This window comes from Actinophytocola sp., from assembly GCF_036378875.1.
Lineage (GTDB): Bacteria > Actinomycetota > Actinomycetes > Mycobacteriales > Pseudonocardiaceae > Actinophytocola.
This window is the reverse complement of record NZ_DASUVO010000048.1, coordinates 1-19,714: the sequence shown is the minus strand read 5'-3', so window position 1 is coordinate 19,714 and position 19,714 is coordinate 1. Positions and strand designations below refer to the sequence as shown.

General features: G+C 70.1%; 21 protein-coding genes. 18 read left to right on the top strand and 3 right to left on the bottom strand.

The features are described from left to right. Positions 1-54 precede the first annotated feature (54 nt). The 4 genes from VF106_RS13780 to VF106_RS13765 are packed head-to-tail and all read left to right on the top strand — an operon-like array spanning position 55 to position 3,408. Positions 55-537 carry a hypothetical protein gene (locus VF106_RS13780; RefSeq protein ID WP_330840063.1) on the top strand — a complete coding sequence of 161 codons (483 nt, stop codon included), beginning with the start codon at positions 55-57 and terminating at the stop codon, positions 535-537. Between the two features lie 20 nt (positions 538-557). Then, positions 558-1,841, top strand: coding sequence for a hypothetical protein (locus VF106_RS13775; protein ID WP_330840062.1), 1,284 nt, complete (start codon positions 558-560; stop codon positions 1,839-1,841). Between the two features lie 7 nt (positions 1,842-1,848). After that, positions 1,849-2,616 carry an ESX secretion-associated protein EspG gene (locus VF106_RS13770; protein WP_330840061.1) on the top strand — a complete coding sequence of 256 codons (768 nt, stop codon included), beginning with the start codon at positions 1,849-1,851 and terminating at the stop codon, positions 2,614-2,616. 57 nt (positions 2,617-2,673) lie between these two features. After that, on the top strand, positions 2,674-3,408 hold the full coding sequence (locus VF106_RS13765) for a Stf0 family sulfotransferase (RefSeq protein WP_330840060.1): 735 nt from the start codon (positions 2,674-2,676) through the stop codon (positions 3,406-3,408). A 34-nt stretch (positions 3,409-3,442) separates the two neighbouring features. Here VF106_RS13765 and VF106_RS13760 read toward each other — a convergent pair whose 3' ends face one another. Continuing rightward, entirely contained in the window at positions 3,443-4,021 is a 579-nt protein-coding gene (locus tag VF106_RS13760) for a dihydrofolate reductase family protein (protein ID WP_330840059.1), read from the bottom strand. A gap of 180 nt (positions 4,022-4,201) precedes the next feature. Between VF106_RS13760 and VF106_RS13755 the strand changes: the two genes are divergently transcribed. Both VF106_RS13755 and VF106_RS13750 read left to right on the top strand, forming a co-directional pair. After that, positions 4,202-4,573 (top strand): hypothetical protein, encoded by a 372-nt coding sequence (locus VF106_RS13755; RefSeq protein ID WP_330840058.1) that lies wholly within the window; start codon positions 4,202-4,204, stop codon positions 4,571-4,573. Positions 4,574-4,645: 72 nt separating this feature from the next. Then, a complete protein-coding gene (locus tag VF106_RS13750) occupies positions 4,646-4,894 on the top strand; it encodes a hypothetical protein (protein WP_330840057.1) in 249 nt (82 codons plus the stop codon). Here VF106_RS13750 and VF106_RS13745 read toward each other — a convergent pair. Then, positions 4,823-5,746, bottom strand: a complete 924-nt coding sequence (locus tag VF106_RS13745) for a S1C family serine protease (RefSeq protein WP_330840056.1) — start codon at positions 5,744-5,746, stop codon at positions 4,823-4,825. The genes VF106_RS13750 and VF106_RS13745 overlap by 72 nt on opposite strands. 110 nt (positions 5,747-5,856) lie before the next feature. On the opposite strand from VF106_RS13745, the gene VF106_RS13740 reads away from it, so the two are divergent. The 5 genes from VF106_RS13740 (at position 5,857) to VF106_RS13720 (ending at position 11,450) form a co-directional block, all read left to right on the top strand. Further along, a complete protein-coding gene (locus VF106_RS13740; protein WP_330840055.1) occupies positions 5,857-6,165 on the top strand; it encodes an ArsR/SmtB family transcription factor in 309 nt (102 codons plus the stop codon). Further along, complete coding sequence (locus VF106_RS13735) at positions 6,165-6,659, top strand: SRPBCC family protein (protein ID WP_330840054.1); 495 nt, start codon at positions 6,165-6,167, stop codon at positions 6,657-6,659. Before VF106_RS13740 ends, VF106_RS13735 begins: the two co-directional genes overlap by 1 nt. A 424-nt stretch (positions 6,660-7,083) precedes the next feature. Next, on the top strand, positions 7,084-9,162 hold the full coding sequence (locus VF106_RS13730; protein WP_330840053.1) for a S9 family peptidase: 2,079 nt from the start codon (positions 7,084-7,086) through the stop codon (positions 9,160-9,162). Next, positions 9,159-10,109 carry an LLM class F420-dependent oxidoreductase gene (locus VF106_RS13725; RefSeq protein ID WP_330840052.1) on the top strand — a complete coding sequence of 317 codons (951 nt, stop codon included), beginning with the start codon at positions 9,159-9,161 and terminating at the stop codon, positions 10,107-10,109. Before VF106_RS13730 ends, VF106_RS13725 begins: the two co-directional genes overlap by 4 nt. Before the next feature lie 33 nt (positions 10,110-10,142). After that, positions 10,143-11,450: a pyridoxal phosphate-dependent decarboxylase family protein gene (locus VF106_RS13720; RefSeq protein ID WP_330840051.1), complete on the top strand. Its 1,308-nt coding sequence runs from the start codon at positions 10,143-10,145 to the stop codon at positions 11,448-11,450. 43 nt (positions 11,451-11,493) lie between these two features. Here the strand turns inward: VF106_RS13720 and VF106_RS13715 are convergent, their stop codons facing one another. Then, entirely contained in the window at positions 11,494-11,790 is a 297-nt protein-coding gene (locus VF106_RS13715) for a hypothetical protein (RefSeq protein ID WP_330840050.1), read from the bottom strand. Positions 11,791-11,793: 3 nt separating this feature from the next. Between VF106_RS13715 and VF106_RS13710 the strand changes: the two genes are divergently transcribed. The 7 genes from VF106_RS13710 to VF106_RS13680 form a co-directional block, all read left to right on the top strand. Further along, positions 11,794-12,828 (top strand): cupin domain-containing protein, encoded by a 1,035-nt coding sequence (locus VF106_RS13710; protein ID WP_330840049.1) that lies wholly within the window; start codon positions 11,794-11,796, stop codon positions 12,826-12,828. A 75-nt stretch (positions 12,829-12,903) separates the two neighbouring features. Beyond that, positions 12,904-13,845: a ferredoxin family protein gene (locus tag VF106_RS13705; protein WP_330840048.1), complete on the top strand. Its 942-nt coding sequence runs from the start codon at positions 12,904-12,906 to the stop codon at positions 13,843-13,845. Between the two features lie 87 nt (positions 13,846-13,932). Next, on the top strand, positions 13,933-14,724 hold the full coding sequence (locus VF106_RS13700) for a TIGR03084 family metal-binding protein (protein WP_330840047.1): 792 nt from the start codon (positions 13,933-13,935) through the stop codon (positions 14,722-14,724). 211 nt (positions 14,725-14,935) lie between these two features. Beyond that, positions 14,936-16,588 carry an acyclic terpene utilization AtuA family protein gene (locus VF106_RS13695; protein WP_330840046.1) on the top strand — a complete coding sequence of 551 codons (1,653 nt, stop codon included), beginning with the start codon at positions 14,936-14,938 and terminating at the stop codon, positions 16,586-16,588. Beyond that, a complete protein-coding gene (locus VF106_RS13690; protein WP_330840045.1) occupies positions 16,585-17,730 on the top strand; it encodes an acyl-CoA dehydrogenase family protein in 1,146 nt (381 codons plus the stop codon). Before VF106_RS13695 ends, VF106_RS13690 begins: the two co-directional genes overlap by 4 nt. Continuing rightward, entirely contained in the window at positions 17,730-19,331 is a 1,602-nt protein-coding gene (locus VF106_RS13685; protein ID WP_330840182.1) for an acyl-CoA carboxylase subunit beta, read from the top strand. Before VF106_RS13690 ends, VF106_RS13685 begins: the two co-directional genes overlap by 1 nt. A 5-nt stretch (positions 19,332-19,336) precedes the next feature. Then, the coding region (locus VF106_RS13680; RefSeq protein ID WP_330840044.1) for a biotin carboxylase N-terminal domain-containing protein at positions 19,337-19,714 on the top strand (378 nt) is incomplete at its 3' end.

Sequence of the window (19,714 nt, the reverse complement as noted above, 5' to 3'; positions counted from 1 at the left end):
ACGGTAAGCTGCACGCGGGTATGGGGTGACTTATCGACGAGGGGTGTGGTGGGCGTGCCAGACGGTACGAACGCTCCGAGCACGGGGACGGAGAACGAGCAGCCTCCTGGTACTCCAGAGGAGCAGGTCAACCAGGAGATCAACGGCCAGACCGGTGTGTTCGGCTGGTGGCGCTCGCTGTTCGGCACGGGTGAACCGTACGAGGCCGGCGGCGGCGGCACCGGCGGCCAGTTCATGTTCGCGAGCCTCGAGGAACTGGACAGCCTGATCAAACGGTGGGAGGACGAGCGCGACGGCATCCAGCGCGACAAGGACGCCATCGCCGACGCCTACCACATGATCAAGGACCCGGCGGCGGACGTCATGAGCCGCGTGCAGGCGAGCGCGTCCAAGGACTCGGTCGCGAACATGTGGCACCACAGCGACGCGATGCTTCGCTACGCGGAGAACTACATCCAGAAGCTGAAGGACAGCCGCGCCCAGATCCAGGTCATGGAAGACGGTGCCCACGACCAGATGCGCAGCGTTCAGGCGTGACGAGCTGAGGAGAGTCGGGGATGACGTCGTTCTTCGACAGTCTGTCCGTGTTCGGGATGAGTGGGGAGCAGATCTACCACAACTTCCACGGTGGCACGGGCGACGACGCCAAGGGGATGCTGGCCGCCGCGGTCAAGGTCGACCTGCTCATCAAGAACTACAACGAGCGCACCACGTCGATCACCGATCTGACCACCAAGATGGAGAGCGCCTGGCAGGGTGACGCGGCGGGTGCCGCCCAACGTGGCGCCGGGCCGCTCGCGGTCGAGCACGGGCTCGCCGCGCCGAGCATGGACACCGCGCAGTCGACCCTGACCAGCCAGGCCAACGCCTTCTCGACGGCGAAGGCCCAGGTCACCAAGATCCCGCCGACGCCGCAGGAGCCGGGCGTCTGGGACAACCTGACCAGTCTCGGCGGCGCGGGCCGCAACTACGAGAACCAGATGAACCAGGTCAACGGCGCCAACGACAACAACGTCTCGGTGATGCAGGACTACGAGGCCACTAGCAGCTCCAACGCCTCGGCGATGCCGACGACCTACGGCCGGATCACCGACGACTACTCCGCCGTCGGCGTCGAGCGACCGTCGCCCCCACCCACCCCAGGACCGCCCCCGCCCACTCCACCCGGCACCGGCACCCCAGGAAGCTCGGGCAGTGGCAGCACGGGCGGCAGCGGCAGCACGCTCCCGAGCGGCAGCTCGCCCCCCGGCACGAACGTGCCCGGCGGTGGCGGCGGCGGCACCGGCCGGCCTCCCGGCAGTGGTGGCGGCGGTGGTGGTGGCGGTACGACCAACCCGAGCAACAACATCCCGCCGATCGGGACACCTCCGCGTTCCCCGCTGCCGGGCAACCGGCCGCCTGGCAGCGGCAACCCGTCCGGTAACCCGGCGCTGCCCGGCATGATGCCCGGCTTCGGTCCGACCGGTGGTGGCGGCGGTGGGGGCGGCGGCGGCTTCGGTCCGCGCGGCGGCGGTGGTGGTGGCGGGTTCGGCCCCACCGGCAGCGGCGGCGGTTCCGGCGGTGGTCCGGGTGCCGGTGGGCGCGGTGTCGGCGGCTTCGGACCCGGCGCGGGCGGTGCCGCGGCCGCTGCCGAGGGCGTGGCCGGCCGTGGCGGGTTCGGCCCCGGTGGCGGTGGAGCCGGCGGCGGTCGCGGTGGCATGGGCGGCATGGGTGGTCACGGCGGCAAGGGTCAGGGCGAGGAGGACCAGGAGCACGAGCGCCCGTCGTTCCTCGTCGAGCCAGACCCGCACGAGACGTTCGGCACCGACGAGGTGACCGCGCCACCGGTGATCGGCGAGTAGGGACACCGTGCTCGAGAAGTCACTGACGCTGCACGTGGAGGCACTCACCCGGCTGGTCCGGATGGAGAACCTCGGCGACCTGCATGTCACGCTGAAACCGCTCGCCCTGTGGCGGCGCAAGGAGGACCAGGACCGCCTGGAGGTCGAGGCCCGGAAGGAGTTCATGCGGCTCGGCCTGCTCGACAACCGCGGCCGCGTCGACGTGGAGGTCGCCGCGTCGCTGGCCGTGCTGACCCGCGCGGGCGCCGAGTTCTACGGGTGGATCAACGAGGGCGACAAGACGAAGGGCGTGCTGGCGGGCGCCATCGGCCGCGAGGCGGTGCTGGCGGTACGCGAGGGCACGACGGTGACCATCTCGCAGATCCGCCCGGAGGCACTGCCGGTGGCGTTGGTGGCGCAGACCCCGGACGTGAAACCGTCCCGAGGCGAGGCCGTCAACGTGCTGCGGTCGGAGATGCTCGCCTCGACCGGCGGCCGCCAACGCACGGCCGCCGGCGTCGGCATGCGCCCCGCGCCGCCCCAGGTGCGGATCGTGCAACAGATCATCGCCCAACCCCGAACCGGCGGCGGCGAACTGTACGTGGCGGTCCGCGACCGCATGGGCCGCCGCAAGCCGGTGCCCGACCCGCTCCGCTACGCCGACACCGAGAACGGCCGCTGGCTGAACTACATGACCCCCACCCCGGACGGCGAACACCGAATCCTCGTGGCCCCGGCCACCCGCGCCGACCTGACCTCCCGCCTGCAGGAAATGCACCGCAACCTGTCCCGCTAGGCCGACGCGCGGGAATTCGGTTGGTCCCAGGTCAGGGCTTGGTTACGGTCGTCCGCTGTGACACGCCCAGATTTTGACTCGTATCTGATCTGCGCGACGCCCCGTTCGGGAAGCACCTTGCTGTGCGGTCTGCTGGACTCGTCCGGGGTTGCTGGCCACCCAGCGTCCTACTTCAACCGCAAGACTCTGAATCAGTACGCCGACGACTGGCATATAACCCGACCGCGTGATGGACGGATCGACGAGGCGTTCGTTCAAGCGGCGCTGACCGCCGGCAGGACGTCGAACGGTGTCTTTGGCGGGAGGATCATGGCAGAGACGCTGCCGGAGCTGGTAAGTGGTCTTGCCGCCGCCGCATCTGTGCCAGCCGTGACGGATGTGGACCTGTTGAGCGCCCAGCTGGGTCGACTCAGATTCGTTCACCTGCGGCGACGCGACGTCGTGGCCCAGGCGGTGTCGTGGGCGAAGGCGCTGCAAACCCACTTCTGGCATCCTGGCGAAGCCGTCGCGCCAGGAGGTCAGGATCCGCATTACGACGAAGAGCTGATTGGTCGGCTTGTCACCACGATCGAGAGATTCGAGGCGGACTGGACAACCTGGTTCGCCTCGCACAGCATCGCGCCGTGTGAGGTGACGTATGAGGAGTTGGCGGCAGATCCGCCCCGCACCGCACAAAAAGTGCTCGACTATCTCGGTCTGAATGTTCCGCCGGATCGGCAACTGGTGGTCGGGCACCGTCGCCAGGCCGATCAACTCAACGCGGACTGGATAACGAGATTCAATTCTCGCTGAACCAATGTGACAAGAGTCGGTGCGAACAGCTCGGTTATCCGGCGTCGTCTCGGTCAGCCGTTGTGGCGGGCCGATATCGCACGTTGACCTCCGCGGTGGGGCCGGCGTCGCCGACCCGATGGAGGAGGATCGGCTTGCCGCCCGGGTTGTCGTAGAGCCGGATGCCGTCGCCGAGCAGGACCGGTTCGATGTGGAGGTCGATCTCGTCGATCAGTCCCAGTTCGAGAAGCTGACGGCCGATCGTCGGGGAGAACACCTCGAGGTTCTTGCCGCCGGCCGCCTCCAGCCCGATCCGTACCGCCTCCGCGGGGTCGCAGTCGAGGAAGGTGACGCCCTCGGCGGGCGTCGCGTCCTCGGGGTGGTGGGTGAGCACGAAGATCGGCCCGTCCCAGTCGTCGCCGTACGGGCGGGACTCACCCGCGGCGATGTCCCAACCAGCTCGACCTCCCAGCACAGCGCCCGTGGTCGTGACGTACTCGTCGATCAGGCCCGGCCGGTTCGTCCCGGTCATCCAGTCCATCGAGTGGTTCGGCCCCGCCACGAAACCGTCCAACGACATCGTGAAGTGCCAGAGCACCTTTCCCGCCGCGATCTGGGGCTCGGTGTCGCTCATTCGTCGCCTCCTGCCATCAGTTCGACCGTCAGAACCATCCTGGTTTGTCCGCGGCGTGAGGGCCAGGACACCCTTCGGCATCAGTACACGTGACGGGTGAACCACTCCGTGAGTGGAGAACCCCACCCGCGCCGGCTCCCCTTTCCGCCGTGGGCGAAAGCTGGCATACCGTGGTGTGCCATGGAGACCATCGGGCTCGTGCTCGTCGTCATGGGGCTCGGCGTGCTCGGCATGGCGGTCGTGGCGTTGCTGCGGCTTCGTCGTGAGCTGGCCGCCACCCAGGGCCAGGCGCTTGACCTGGCCGAACGCATGAACGCGCTGCCGCCGGAGCTGGCGGGGGGCCTCGGTACCGGCGACCGTCACGTCATCACGGTCGAGCTGCTGAACCTGTTCGAGCTGGCGCACAAGGAAAGCGCCCTCACCCGTCCACTCACGGCGCTGACGCCGCGCCTGCTCAGGGACGTGGTGCACAAGAAGATCATCGGCCGGGTGCGGGAGTCGTTGTCAGCGGCGGGTGTGGAAGCCGACGTGCGGGTGCATCGGGCTCGTTGAACGGAGCTTGCGAAGTGAACATCGTTACTACGGAGCTTGCGGAGTGAACATCGTTACTACGGAGCTTGCGGAGTGAACATCGTTACTGAGGTGCTCGTCGTCGCGGCGACCGTCCTTCTGCTGGCGGCCGCCGCTTTGCTGTGGGAGATCACCGAGGCTCGTAAGGAAGTCCGCCGTGTTCGGTGGCTGCTCACCCGCGCGTCCATGGCCATGGGCGAGGCGCGGCGGGCGAGCGTCACGGTTGGCGGCTCACAGCTTGTCGATCACCTGCTGGGCCTGGTTGCTCGGGATGGCGAACCCGATGCCGACGCTGCCGGCTGACCCGTTCGGGCCCGTCACCGGCGAGTACATCGCCGAGTTGATGCCGACGACCTGACCGGCGGCGTTGAACAGCGGCCCACCCGAGTTGCCCTGGTTGATCGCCGCGTCGGTCTGCAGCGCCTTGTAGGACGTGGTCCCGGCGCCCTGTCCCTGCTGCGTGTAGGGGTAGGGGTTCTGCTGCTCCTCGGACTCGGACACGGTGACCGTCCGGTCGAGCGCGCTGACGATGCCCGTCGTCACGGTGCCCTGCAGGCCGCCCGGCGAGCCGATGGCGATCACCTCGTCGCCGACCTTGACGTCGTCGGAGTTGGCGAATTTCGCCGCGGTCAGCCCGCTCACGCCCTGCGCCTGGATCAGTGCGAGGTCGGTCGACGGGTCGGTGCCGAGCACCGTCGCGTCGACAGTGCGGCCGTCCGACAGCGTCACGGTGACCGTCTCGGCGTCCGCGACCACGTGGTTGTTGGTGAGGATCTTGCCGTCCGAGCTGACGATCACGCCGGAGCCGATGCCCTCGCCGTCGCGGAGGCGCACGTTCACCTGCACGACGCTCGGCATCACCTTCGCGACGATCGCCGACACGTCGGTGCCCTCGGCGCCCGAGGAGGTGCCGGTGGTGCTCGACGTGGTCGTCGCGGCGGCACCGAGGGTCGGCTGGCTCGCGCCGTCACTGCCGATCAACGCGCCGACGGTGCCGCCGACGCCGCCCGCGACCAGTGCCGCGGCCGCGACAACGGCGACCGTGCCGCGCCGGAAGCGGCGGGGTGGCTTCTGCTGCACCGGAAGGGGAGGCGGCGGGTACGCGGGTCCTGGGTAGGTCCATGGCGGTGGTGCCTGGCGGAAGTTCTCGGTCATGGCTCAACGGTGCGCTCGCGGCATGAGAGAACGCTGTGAGTCAGCACAGGACTGCCAAAGAGTTCCACGGGACTTGACTGAGAGTATGGGTAAGTCGTAGCTTACCGTTCGTGCCGACTTACCAATTGGACGCGCTCGGCGCACTGGGCGACCCGACCCGGCGCGCCATCTTCGAGCTGCTCGCCGCCCGCCCACGTGCGGTGGGTGAGCTGGCGAAGGAGCTGCCGGTGAGCCGGCCTGCGGTGTCGCAACACCTCAAGGTGCTCAAGGAGGTGTCGCTCGTGACAGACAGCGCCGAGGGCACCCGCCGGCTCTACCGAGTCGACCCGCGCGGGGTCCACGCCCTGCGTGACTATCTGGACCAGCTGTGGGACAACGCGCTGGCCGCGTTCGCCGCCGCGGTGGAGGAGGAAGAGTGATGACAGTCCCTGTGCCAACCTCGCGGCCCGTAACCGCACCTCAGGTCGTCCGCAAGTCGATCACCGTGCGCGCCGGTCGCGAACGGGCGTTCACCGTGTTCACCGAGAAGTTCTTCACCTGGTGGCCGAAGAGCCACCACATCGGCGCCGCCGACCTGGCCGACGCGGTGATCGAGCCGAGGGTCGGCGGCCGCTGGTACGAACGAGGCACGGACGGCACCGAGTGCGACTGGGGTCGCGTCCTCACCTACGACGCACCCGAGCGGATCGTGCTGTCCTGGCACCTCCAGGGCGACTGGAGCTACCACCCGGACCCGACCAAGGCGAGCGAGATCGAGGTCCTGTTCATCGCCGAGACCGACGACCGCACCCGCGTCGAGCTGACCCACCGCCACATCGAACGCCACGACGCCCCGGAGCAGGTGCGTACGGGCGTCGACTCCGAGGGCGGCTGGGGCGGCATCCTCGCCGTTTACGGGAAGGCGGTCGCCTGACCGGCCGGCGTTGTCCGTCGCACCTTGCGGGGAGGTGCGGACCTGGTCAGGCCGGGCGCGCAGCGCCCGAGGCGCACCCGCAGGGTCGCGCGTCGCGAAGGACGCGTTGGGGACATGGTCGGTGTCCTGAAGGACGCGATGGGGACGTTCAACGACATGAGCGCGTCTTTCGGGACACTGCCCGTGCCGGGTGCGCTGCCATCCCGCTTGAGCGGTGTGGTGAAGGACGCCCTCCTCACGCTGGCGGTGGGTTTCGGGCGCTTCGCGCCCCGAAACCGCGCAGCGGGTCCTCCGGGCCGCACCCCGAGCCATCAAGACCATCGGTGGATCTGGGTTGAACGTCATCAGCGCGTCTTTCGAGACATCGGCGATGCCTCGAACGCGCGCTGTACGCCGGGTTGCTCGCCTGAAATAGGGTGCTGGGGTGACCAACGACGACACCTCGTTCCTGCGGCTGCAGGCAAGGACCCAGCGGTTCACCCTCGGCACCCCGCGTGGCTTCCAGGTCTCCCCGGACGGCCGGCGTGTGCTGTTCCTGCGTTCGGCCTCCGGGGAGGACCGGCAGCACATCCTCTGGCGGTTGGACGTCGAGACCGGCGAGGAGACGCGGCTGGCTGACCCGGCGGTGCTGCTCGGCGGGCACGAGGAGCTGTCGCCCGAGGAGCGGGCACGGCGGGAGCGCAGCCGCGAGCAGGGCGGCGGTGTGGTCGGCAACGCAACCGACTCGGCCGTGCGGGTCGTCGCGTTCGCGTTGTCCGGCAAGGTTTTCGTGGCTGACGCGGAGACCGGTGACGTCCGTGAGCTGCCGACCGAGGGGCCGGTGATCGACCCGCGACCGGACCCGACCGGCACCCACGTGGCGTACGTGGCACACAACGCGTTGCGGGTCGTCGGCGTGGACGGGAGCGGTGACCGGGCGATCGCCGAGCCGGACGGGCCTGACCAGGCCTGCGGTGTCGCCGAGTTCATCGCCGCCGAGGAGATGGGTCGGGCCCGCGGGTTCTGGTGGTCGCCGGACGGCACCAGGCTGCTGGTCGCGCTCGTCGACAAGGCCGCGGTCCGCCGCTGGCACATCGCCGACCCGGCCAACCCCGAGGCCGCGCCCAACGTCGTCTCCTACCCGGCCGCCGGCACCGACAACGTGACCGTCCGGCTCGCGATCATCGGGCTCGACGGGTCCCGTGTGGACGTCGGCTGGGATGGCGAGTACTTCGTCACCGCCCACTGGAGCGCGCACGGTCTGCTGATCGCGACGGCGCCGAGGGACCAGCGTGCAATGCGGGTGTTCGCGGTCGACGCCGACACCGGCGCCACCGACCTGCTGGCAGAGGACGTCGACGACCGGTGGGTGGAGATCGTCCCCGGGGTGCCGGCGTGGACCGACGACCACAGGCTCGTGCGGGTCGCGGTCGCGGACGGCGCGAACCGGCTCGTGGTGGACGGCAAGGAGGTCACCCCGCCCTCGCTCACGGTGCGGGCAGTGCTGGACGTCGGAGCGGACGTGCTGTTCACCGCATCCGCGACGGACCCGACCCAGGTGCACGTGTACCGGTGGGCGGACGGCGAAGTCAGCCAGGTGTCCACTGTGGATGGTGTGCACGGGGCCGCCCGCGGCGGGGACGTCACCGTGGTCGCGTCGTGGTCGCTCGAACACGCCGGGCCGAGGGTTTCCGTACTGCGGGGCGGGGAACAGGTCGCGACCATCGCCTCGTACGCGGTCGAGCCGCCCGTGGTGCCGAACCTTCACCTGATGACCGTCGGCGAGCGCGGGTTGCGGGTCGCGCTGCTCTACCCGACCGGACACGAGCCGGGCACCCGGCTGCCGGTGCTGCTCGACCCGTACGGCGGGCCGCACGCGCAGCGGGTGATGGCAAGCAGGAACGCGTTCGTCGGTCCACAGTGGCTCGCGGACCAGGGTTTCGCGGTGCTGGTCGCCGACGGCCGCGGCACGCCCGGCCGCGGTTCGGAGTGGGAGCGCGAGATCGCGTTCGACTTCGCGGGCGTCACGCTGCAGGACCAGGTCGACGCGCTGTTCGCCGTGGCGGAGGCGCACCCCGACCTCGATCTGTCCACTGTGGCCATCCGGGGCTGGTCGTACGGCGGGTACCTGGCCGCGCTCGCGGTGCTGCGCCGCCCGGACGTGTTCCACGCCGCGATCGCCGGCGCGCCGGTCACCGAGTGGCGGCTCTACGACACTCATTACACCGAGCGCTACCTTGGCCACCCGGACACGAACCCGGACGTCTACGACCGCAACTCGCTGCTCGACGACGCGCCGAAGCTCGAACGCCCTCTGCTGATCATCCACGGTCTCGCCGACGACAACGTCGTGGTGGCGCACTCGGTGCGGCTGTCCTCCGCGCTGGTCGCGGCCGGCCGGCCCCATGCCTTGTTACCGTTGCCCGGCGTCACCCACATGACGCCGCAGGACGACGAGGTTGCGGAGAACTTCATGCTGATGCAGGTCCGCTGGCTGCGTGACGCACTGGGAGTGGCGAAATGAACCGTTGGGGCATCACGCTGCCGCTGACCGGTGTGCCGCTGTCCGCACACCGCGACCTCGTCCGCGCGCTACCCGACCTCGGGTACACGGACGTGTGGTCCGCCGAGACCGCCGGCACCGACGCGTTCACGCCGCTGGCGCTCGCCGCCGAGTGGGCGCCGGGCCTGCGGCTGGGCACCGCGATCGCGCCCATCTACACCCGCGGCCCCGGCCTGCTGGCGATGAGCGCGGCGACGATCGCGGACCTGGCGCCGGGCCGGTTCGTCCTGGGTGTCGGGACGTCCACGCCGACGATCGTGACCCAGTGGAACGCCGTCCCGTTCGAGGCGCCGTACGCGCGGGCCAGGGACACCGTGCGGTTCCTGCGTGCCGCGCTGCGGGGCGAGAAGGTGACGGAGAAGTACGAGACGTTCGCCGTGTCGAAGTTCCGGCTGGAGTCGGCGCCGACCCCGCCGCCGCCGATCGTGCTGGCGGCACTGCGCCCCGGCATGCTGCGGCTCGCGGCACGGGAGGCCGACGGCGCGATCACGAACTGGCTGGCCCCCTCCGATGTGCCGACGGTGCGTGCCGAGCTGGGGGACAAGCCGGAGCTGGTGGCCAGGATCTTCGTCTGCCCCACCGAGGACACGAACGCGGCCCGAGGGCTGGGCCGCCTGCTGATCTCCAGTTACCTGACCGTGCCGGTGTACGCGGCGTTCCACGACTGGCTCGGCCGCGGCGACGTGCTGCGACCCATGCACGAGGCGTGGGCGGCTGGCGACCGCGCGGGCGCGAACGCGGCGATCCCGGACGAGGTGGTGGACGATCTGGTGGTCCACGGCCCGGTCGAGAAGTGCCGGGAGCGGGTCGCCGAGTACGTCGAGCAGGGCCTCGACACCCCGGTGATCGCCCTGCTCCCGACGGGCGACGACCCGCTCGACATGGTGCGCAAGCTCGCCCCGAGCTGACGGCCGGCGCGCGACCGAGTCCAGGAGGTTCCGATGCTTGCCGGGGTTGGCGGCGCCAGGCCGGTGCGTGAGCTGGTCGCCGTTGCGCTCGATGCCATGGCCGACGCCGCCCCGGCCGGGCCGGTGCCACCCGGCGGTCCCTCGGCGGTCGCGGTGGACGTCGACCTGCTGCCGGAGGTCGGGATCGGCGCCGCGCCGGCACTCGACGAGCTGACGCGGCTGCTCGTCGCGGGGTCCGTCGACCCGACCCATCCGTGGTGCGCGGCGCACCTGCACGGTCCGCCGCTCGCGGTCGCCGCCGCGGCGGACCTCGTCGCCAGCATCCTCAACCCGTCCATGGACTCGTGGGACCAGGCGCCGGTGGCGAGCGAGCTCGAACGGGTGCTCACCACCGCCCTCGCGCGGCTCGCCGGGCACACCGACGCGCTGATCACCAGCGGCGGCACCGAGTCCAACCTGCTCGCGCTGCTGCTGGCACGCGAAGCCCATGCCACGGTCCAGCCCGTCTGCGGGCGCACCGCGCACCACAGCATCGCCCGCGCGGCCTGGCTGCTCGGCCTGCCCGCGCCCTTACTGATCGACTGCGACCGGGGACGGCTGCGGGTCGACCACCTCGAGCAGATCCTCGCCGGGCTGGACCGGCCCGCGGTCGTCGTGGCCACGGCCGGCACCACCGACACCGGCGCCATCGACCCGATCGCCGCGATCCGTGCCGCCGCACCGGACGCGTGGTTGCACGTCGACGCCGCCTACGGGGGCGCGACGCTGTTCAGCGACCACCTCGCGCCCCTGCTCGACGGGGTCGCCGAGGCCGACTCCGTCTCCATGGACCTGCACAAGTTCGGGTGGCAGCCCATCGCGGCCGGGGTGCTCGCCACGCGCCGGCCGCTGTCCGCGCTGGACGTACGGGCCGACTACCTCAACGCCGCCGACGACACCGAGGCCGGGCTGCCGGACCTCCTTGGTCGCTCGCTCCGCACGTCCCGACGGCCGGACGTGTTCAAGGTCGCGGTCACTCTGCGTGCTCTCGGGCGTCAGGGCGTTGGCGCGCTCGTCGAGCGATGCTGTGCGGTGGCCGGCGAGATCGCCGACCTCGTCGACGCGCACCCCGGTCTGACACTGTGGGCGCGACCCGAGCTGTCTACTGTGGTCTTTCGGCCGGTGGGCGCAACGGACGCGCAGGTGGCCGGCATTCGTCGGAACCTGCTCGAGGACGGCACCGCGGTGCTCGGCCGCGCCACGGTCGACGGGCAGGTGTGGTTGAAGCTGACCCTGTTGCGCCCCAGTGCGACCGCCGACGAGTACACCGGCCTTCTCGACCTCGTCGCTTCGCGCGACTGAGGTACCACCTGGACGGACGCTGGTCAGGTCATCCTGATTTTCGTTACGCTCGCAAGGTCGGGTTCGCGACGGAGAGGGTGTCGATATGGAAGACCTTCTGCTGGAAGTCGAGGATCTCGCCGGTGCGGTTGACCGGGGAGCGAACGGTGCGGTCGCTGACAACGATGGCAGCGACTAGGTGCCCGCATCTCTGACATTGGCTGACCTCGTCGCACCTGTCGAGGTCAGCCAATTTTTCGCGGCGATACAAGGAAAAGCGCACCGACGGTTTCCCGGGCCCGCCGGCCGGTTCGCGGATGTGTTGCCCTGGCCCGATCTTGGCGCCATCCTGCGCCAGCACCGGTTGGAGTTCCCCCGGCTGCGGCTCGCCCTGGACGGCGAGCCCGTGCCCGCCACCACCTACACCGAGCAGGTGTCCACGCGGCGTAGTGGGGTGATCCCGCGACTGAAGGCCGCGCCGTTCGCCGAACAGCTCCGCAACGGCGCCACGCTCGTGCTCGACTCGGTGGACGAGCTGTCCGATTCGGTCGGTGACCTTGCCCGCCGTCTCGAACACGATCTGCGAGAGCGCGTGCAGGTCAACCTGTACGCCGGCTCCGGCGTCACGCACGGCTTCGACGTGCACTGGGACGACCACGACGCGTTCATCATCCAGCTGGCCGGCCGCAAGCGCTGGCGCATGCACGGCCCCACCCGGCCGGTGCCCCTGCACCGCGACGTCGAGCCGCCGCCGAGCCCGGCCGCCGAGCCGATCGACGAGTTCATGCTGGAAGACGGCGACGTGCTCTACCTGCCGCGCGGTCACTGGCACGACGTGGCGTCCGTCGGCGAGATGTCCCTGCACCTGACCATCGGGTTCAACCCGGCCAACGGTGTCGACCTGGTCAGCTGGCTGGCCGACCAGCTCCGCGCGGACGAACTGTTCCGCCGTGACCTGCCGAGGTTCGCCTCGCCGGAGGCCCGCGCCGAGGTCGCCACGAAGCTCCGCACGGCCATCGAGGCGGCGCTCACGCCGGACGTAGTCGACCGGTTCCTCACGGATCGTGACGCCCAGGCCCCGGCGCACCCCCGAGTCGGACTGCCGTGGGCCGCGCTGCCGGAGGCGCTACCGCCAGGCGACGAAGTCGAGGTGAGGTTGCTCACTCCGCGAGCGGTACTCCAGCGGGACGTCGGCGGCGGCGGGCGGGTCGCTCTCCTCGCGGCCGGCAAGCGGTTCGTCTTCGCCGACGTGGTCGCGCCGCTCCTGGAGGCCCTGCTCGACGGCACTCCGCAGCCCGTCAAGGCGCTCGTGGAGATCGTCGCGCCGGCCGTGGACCGGACGAAAGTCCGAGCCCTGCTCAACGAACTGGTCACACGTGGGTTGCTGGCCGTTGGCTGAAGCGGCGATTCTGTAGTCACACGCGCCCGACGGTTCGCTGATAGCATTAGGCATGCCTAAGCTAAGTATTGCTCGATGAGCGCGCCGGCCACCGGCGCCTTGCCGGGCTGTGCTGTGGTTGCCCGCCTGCTGGGCGGCAATCCCTCAGGCACCGCCGCTTTCATGCGCTCGTGGCTGCTGATCGAACAACCAGGTCCGTGGTCGACGAACGTTCTCGAGGAGACGCTGGACTCCGCCTTGCCGCAGGAGAGCCGTGCGACGCTCGAGGAGATGCGCAAGCGCGGCCTGCGGCCGCTGCTCATCCGCCGCCCCGGCAAGCACACCCGTGACCCGCAACGGACGCGCCGCACCGTGTTCGTCGGCGGTGGCGACCCGGGCAGCCGCTGGCTGGAACGGCTGGAGATCAACGACCTGAGCGAGCTCGCGACACTTGACCTGTCGGCGGTCGTCGAGGGCCGTGGCGGGCTGGGGGAGCCCGTGGACGGACCGCTTTTCCTCATCTGCACGCACGGCACGAAGGACATGTGCTGTGCGGTGCTGGGCCGGCCGCTCGCCTCCTCGCTCGACGCGAACTACCCAGGGCGCACCTGGGAGGTCAGCCACGTCGGCGGCGACCGCTGGGCGGGAAACCTCCTCGTCGTGCCGGACGGGTTCCTGCACGGGCAACTCGAGCCCAACGAGGCGGCGCGGGTGGCCAAGGCGGCGCTGAACGACCAGGTCGAGCCCGATCATCTGCGCGGCCGCACCTCGGTCGGTAGCTCGTGGTCGCAGCACGCGGAAATCGCCGTGCGGCAAGGGGTCAGCGGCGTGCGCGGGCTGGACGACGTGCTGGCCGTGGACGAGCGGCCGCTGCTCGACGACCCGGGCTCCGACACCTGGATGGTCCGCGTTCGCGCCGCCGAGCAACTGTTCGAGGTGACCGTCCGGCACCGGACACCGGCCCGGTCCAGGTCGAGCCGCTGCTCCTCGATGGTCGCGCCCAGCGGGTACGTCACGGAGCGCATCCGCCCGATCTGACGAGTTCTGCGATATTGCTCCGTTCGCGCGTCCGTGTGGAAAACAAGCATGCTTGCTTGATTGCGTTTGACATGCCATCGTGGGCGAGTGGTGGAGCTGAGCACTCTCGTGGCCGACCTGCGCGCCGAGGGTGACGAGATCGACGCGCTGGTCCAGGACCTACCCGCGGACGAGTGGTCGCGTCCGACGCCTGCGGCGGGATGGACGATCGCGCACCAGGTCGCGCACCTGGGGTGGACGGACGAGCGGGCGCTGCTCGCCGCGACCGCGCCGGACGAGTTCAGAGCCGAGTTCAAGCGGTACGCCGCGACCGAGGGCCTGAACGACGTGGTGGACAAGGAAGCGGCGCGGCTGGCGACCCGTCCGGATCTGCTGTCGTGGTGGCGCGCGGGCCGGGAGGAACTGGCGACCGCACTCCTCGAACTGCCGGCAGGCACCCAGCTGCCGTGGTACGGCCCGCCGATGTCCGCCGCCTCGATGGCGACGGCGCGGCTGATGGAGACGTGGGCACATGGCCAGGACGTCGCGGACGCGCTCGGCGTACGCAGAACCCCGACGCCCCGGCTGCGGCACGTGGCCCACATCGGCGTGCGGGCACGGAACTTCGCGTACCTGAACCACGGTCTGCGCGTGCCGGGCGAGCAGTTCCGGGTCGAGTTGATGGGCTTGGACGGCGAGCTGTGGACGTGGGGTCCCGAGGACGCGACGCAGCGGGTGACCGGGCCGGCGCTGGAGTTCTGTCTGCTGGTGACGCAGCGGGTGCACCGCGCGGACACCGCGCTGGTGGCGGTGGGCAGGGACGCCAACGAGTGGCTGGACATCGCGCAGGCCTTCGCCGGTCCGCCCGGCACCGGCCGCGAGGTGGGGAGCAGGGGATGACGTTGCGCAGGGCCGTGGCCTCCGGCCCCCGAATCCACGCTACCAAGGGCCACCGACAGTTTGTCCGGGTTGCCGCCGGGCACTGTGGACAACACCGTTCGAGCGACTGGCACTGTGGACAACCGCCCCGCGACGAGCCAGAACTGTCGGTCCCCGCTGGTAGCGTTGAACCGGGGGCCGGAGGCCAATCCCTCCCCAGGATGGTGGTCGTATGACCGTCCGAATCGGCAACGCGTCCGGGTTCTACGGTGACCGGCTCTCGGCCATGCGGGAGATGCTCACCGGCGGTCCCCTCGACTATCTCACCGGTGACTACCTCGCCGAGCTCACCATGCTCATCCTCGGCCGCGACCGGATGAAGGACGCCGGCCTCGGCTACGCCCGCACGTTCCTGCGCCAGCTCGAGGACACGCTCGACCTCGCGCTGGAGAACGGCGTCAAGATCGTCACCAACGCCGGTGGGCTCAACCCCGCCGGGCTCGCCGCCGCCATCCGGGAGCTGAACCCCCACGTCAAGGTCGCACACGTCGAAGGGGACGACGTCCGCCAGCACGGCTTCGACGGGGCTCTCACCGCCAACGCCTACCTCGGCTGCTGGGGCATCGTCGAATGTCTCGACGCCGGCGCGGACATCGTGGTCACCGGGCGGGTCACCGACGCGTCCCTGGTCGTCGGGCCCGCCGCCGCGCACTTCGGGTGGAGCAGAACGGACATCGACGCGCTCGCCGGCGCCACCGTCGCCGGGCACGTCATCGAGTGCGGCGCCCAGGCCACCGGCGGCAACTTCGCCTTCTTCACCGAGGTCGCGGACCTCGCGCACCCCGGTTTCCCCATCGCCGAGATCGACGAGCACGGCGCGGCCGTGATCACCAAACACGACGGCACCGGCGGCGCGGTCACCGTCGACACCGTGAAGGCCCAGCTCCTCTACGAGATCGCCGGCCCCCGGTACCTGGGGCCCGACGTCACCAGCCGCTTCGACACGATCACCCTCGCACAGCAGGGCAAGGACCGGGTCGCCGTCACCGGCGTGAAGGGCGAGGCGCCGCTGGACACCCTCAAGGTGTGCGTCAACACCCTCGACGGGTACCGCAACGGCATGACGTTTGTCCTCTGTGGACTGAATATCGACGACAAGGCCGCGCTGGCACGGCAACAGCTGGTCGACGCCGTCGGCGCTGACGGTCTGGAGTGGACGCTCGCCCGCACCGACCACGCGGACGCCGACACCGAGGAGGCGGCCAGCGCACTCCTGCACGCCACCATCCGCACCCCGGATCCCAAGCGTGCCAAGGCGTTCTCGCGGGCTGCCGTCGAGCTGGCCCTCGCTTCCTACCCGGGCTTCACACTCACCTCGCCACCCGGCGACGGCACCCCCGTCGGGGTCTACCAGCCCCGGTACATGCCGCAGGACGCCGTCGACCACGTCGCTGTCCTGCCAGACGGCACCCGCCGAACCATCTCGCCGCCTGTGATGACAACGGTCGCGCCTCCACTTCCGATCGATGAGGACAGCCCGGTTCCGGGGGGCCCGACGAAACGGCTACCGCTCGGCACGATCGTCGGTGCCCGTTCCGGCGACAAGGGTGGCGATGCCAACCTCGGCGTATGGGTCCGTGATCCCGCGGCCTATCCGTGGCTCGCCGCGGAGCTGACCGTCGACCGCCTCCGCGAACTGTTGCCCGAGGCCAAAGATCTCGAGATCGACCGGCACCCGCTGCCCAACCTCGCCGCGATCAACTTCGTGCTGCATGGTCTTCTCGGTCAGGGGGTCGCCGCCTCTACTCGCTTCGACCCGCAGGCCAAGGCGCTCGGCGAGTGGCTGCGGTCCCGGCACGTCGACATCCCGGAGGTGTTGCTATGAATGAGTTCGACACACCGGAACGACGAGCGCTTCGCGAGACCACACGACGCTTTGTCGAGAAAGAGGTAAGCCCACATCTCGACGAGTGGGAGCGGGTCGGCGAGCTGCCCCGGGAGCTGCACCGCAAGGCCGGTGAGCTGGGCCTGCTCGGGGTCGGGTTCCCGGAGGATGTCGGGGGCGGTGGCGGCGACGTCATCGACGCCACCACCGTCACCGAGGAGATCCTCTACGCCGGGGGTTCCGGTGGACTCATCGCCTCGCTGTTCACCGGCGGCATCGCGCTGCCGCACATCGTGGCCGCCGGGAACCGGGAACAGATCGACCGTTGGGTCAAGCCCACCCTCAAAGGTGACCTGATCGGCGCGCTCGCCGTCACCGAACCCGACGGCGGCTCGGACGTCGCGAACGTCCGCACCACCGCGAAACGAGACGGCGACCACTACGTCGTCAACGGCGCCAAGACGTTCATCACCTCCGGCTGCCGCGCCGACTTCGTCACCACCGTGGTCCGCACCGGTGACGTGGGCGCGCACGGCCTGTCGCTGCTGGTCGTCGAGAAGGGCACGCCGGGGTTCACGGTCACCCGCAAGCTCGACAAGATGGGCTGGCACTGCTCCGACACCGCCGAGTTGTCCTATGTAGACGTAAGGGTGCCCGTCGGCAACCTCGTCGGCGTGGAGGGCACGGGCTTCGCCCAGGTGGCCACCCACTTCGTCACCGAGCGGCTCGCGCTCGCCGTGCAGGGCTACGCCACCGCGCAGCGGGCACTCGACCTCACCGTCGAGTGGTGCCGGCTGCGGGCGACGTTTGGCCGCCCGCTCATCTCCCGCCAGGTGGTGCAGCACAAGCTCGCCGAGATGGCCCGGCGCGTCGACGTCGCCCGCACCTACGCGCGGAACCTCGCCGTCCGCTACACCGCGGGTAAACCGGTGGTCGCCGAGGCGTGCTTCGCCAAGAACACGGCCGTCGAGGCCGCCGAATGGGTCGTCAACGAGGCAGTCCAGCTGCACGGCGGCCTCGGCTACATGCGGGAGTCCGAAGTGGAGCGTCACTACCGCGACGTCCGCATCCTCGGCATCGGCGGCGGCACCAACGAGATACTCACCGGACTGGCAGCAAAGGTGCTGGGATACCACGGATGATGAATGCAACGCTACGGTCCACGGTGGACCCGAAGTCCACTGATTTCGCGACCAACCGCGAGGCCATGCTGGCCAAGCTCGCCGAGATCGAGGCCGAGCAGGCGAAGGCCGTCGCCGGCGGTGGCGAGAAGTACGTCGAGCGGCACCGCAAACGCGGTAAGCTCCTTGCCCGCGAACGCATCGAGCTGCTCCTCGACCCTGACTCGCCGTTCCTCGAACTGTCCCCGCTCGCGGCGTGGGGCAGCGACTACACCGTCGGGGCCAGCGTGGTCACGGGCATCGGCGTCGTCGAGGGCGTCGAGTGCCTCGTCTGCGCGAACGACCCGACGATCAAGGGCGGGTCGAGCAACCCGTGGAGCACCAAGAAGAGCTTCCGGGCCGCCGACATCGCCGCGCAGAACCGGCTCCCGGTGATCAACCTGGTCGAGTCCGGTGGCGCGGATCTCCCCACACAGAAGGAGATCTTCATCCCCGGCGGCCGGATCTTCCGCGACATCACCAGGGCGTCCGCTGCCGGCTGCCCCACGGTCGCGCTCGTGTTCGGCAACTCCACCGCCGGTGGCGCGTACCTGCCGGGCATGTCGGACTACGTGGTGATGGTCAAGGAGCGGGCGAAGGTGTTCCTCGGCGGCCCGCCGCTCGTGAAGATGGCGACGGGGGAGGAGTCCGACGACGAGTCGCTCGGCGGCGCGGAGATGCACGCCCGCACGTCCGGCCTCGCCGACTACCTCGCCGCCGACGAGGAGGACGCCATCCGCATCGGCAGGCGGATCATCGCGCGGCTCAACTGGCGCAAACAGGGCCCGCCGCCGGCCGAGGACTATCGCGAACCGCTGTACGACGCGGAGGAACTGCTCGGCATCGTGCCGACCGACCTGAAGACGCCGTTCGACCCGCGCGAGGTGATCGCCCGCGTGGTCGACGGCTCGGACTTCGACGAGTTCAAACCCCTGTACGGCACCAGCCTGGTGACCGGATGGGCGCGGGTGCACGGCTACCCGGTCGGCGTCCTCGCCAACGCCCGCGGCGTGCTGTTCAGCGAGGAGTCGCAGAAGGCCGCGCAGTTCATCCAGCTGGCCAACCAGAAGGACACGCCGCTGCTGTTCCTGCACAACACCACCGGCTACATGGTCGGCAAGGAGTACGAGCAGGGCGGGATCATCAAGCACGGCGCCCAGATGATCAACGCGGTGAGCAACAGCACGGTGCCCCACATCTCGATCATCATGGGGGCCTCCTACGGCGCCGGGAACTACGGCATGAACGGTCGGGCCTACGACCCGCGGTTCCTGTTCACCTGGCCGAGCGCGAAGTCCGCGGTGATGGGCCCGGCGCAGCTCGCGGGCGTGCTCAGCATCGTCGCGCGGGCGGCGGCCGAGGCCAAGGGCAAGGAGTACGACGACGCGGCCGACGCCGGCATGCGCGAGTTCGTCGAGGCCAGCGTGGAGGAGCAGAGCCTGCCGTTCTTCCTCTCCGGGATGTTGTACGACGACGGCGTGATCGACCCGCGGGACACCCGCACGATCCTCGGGATCTGTCTCTCGGTGATCACCAACCAGCCCGTCCGGGGCACCGACCGCTTCGGCGTCTTCAGGATGTGAGTGCCATGACTGACTCTGGTTTCGAGACGCTCGCCGGCGCTCGCTCCTCAACCGCCGTCAGGCGACTCCTCGTGGCCAACCGCGGCGAGATCGCCCGGCGGGTCTTCGCGACCTGTCGACGCCTCGGCATCGAGACGGTGGCCGTGCACTCGGACGCGGACGCCGGGCTGCCGTTCGTGGCAGAGGCGGACGTCGCCGTACGCCTCCCCGGCAACGCGCCGGGCGAGACCTATCTGCGCGGCGAGCTCATCATCGAGGCCGCCCGCAGGACCGGGGCAGACGCGATCCACCCCGGCTACGGCTTCCTCTCGGAGAACGCCGAGTTCGCCCGGGCCGTCGAGGCCGCCGGCCTGGTCTGGGTCGGCCCGACGCCCAAGTCGATC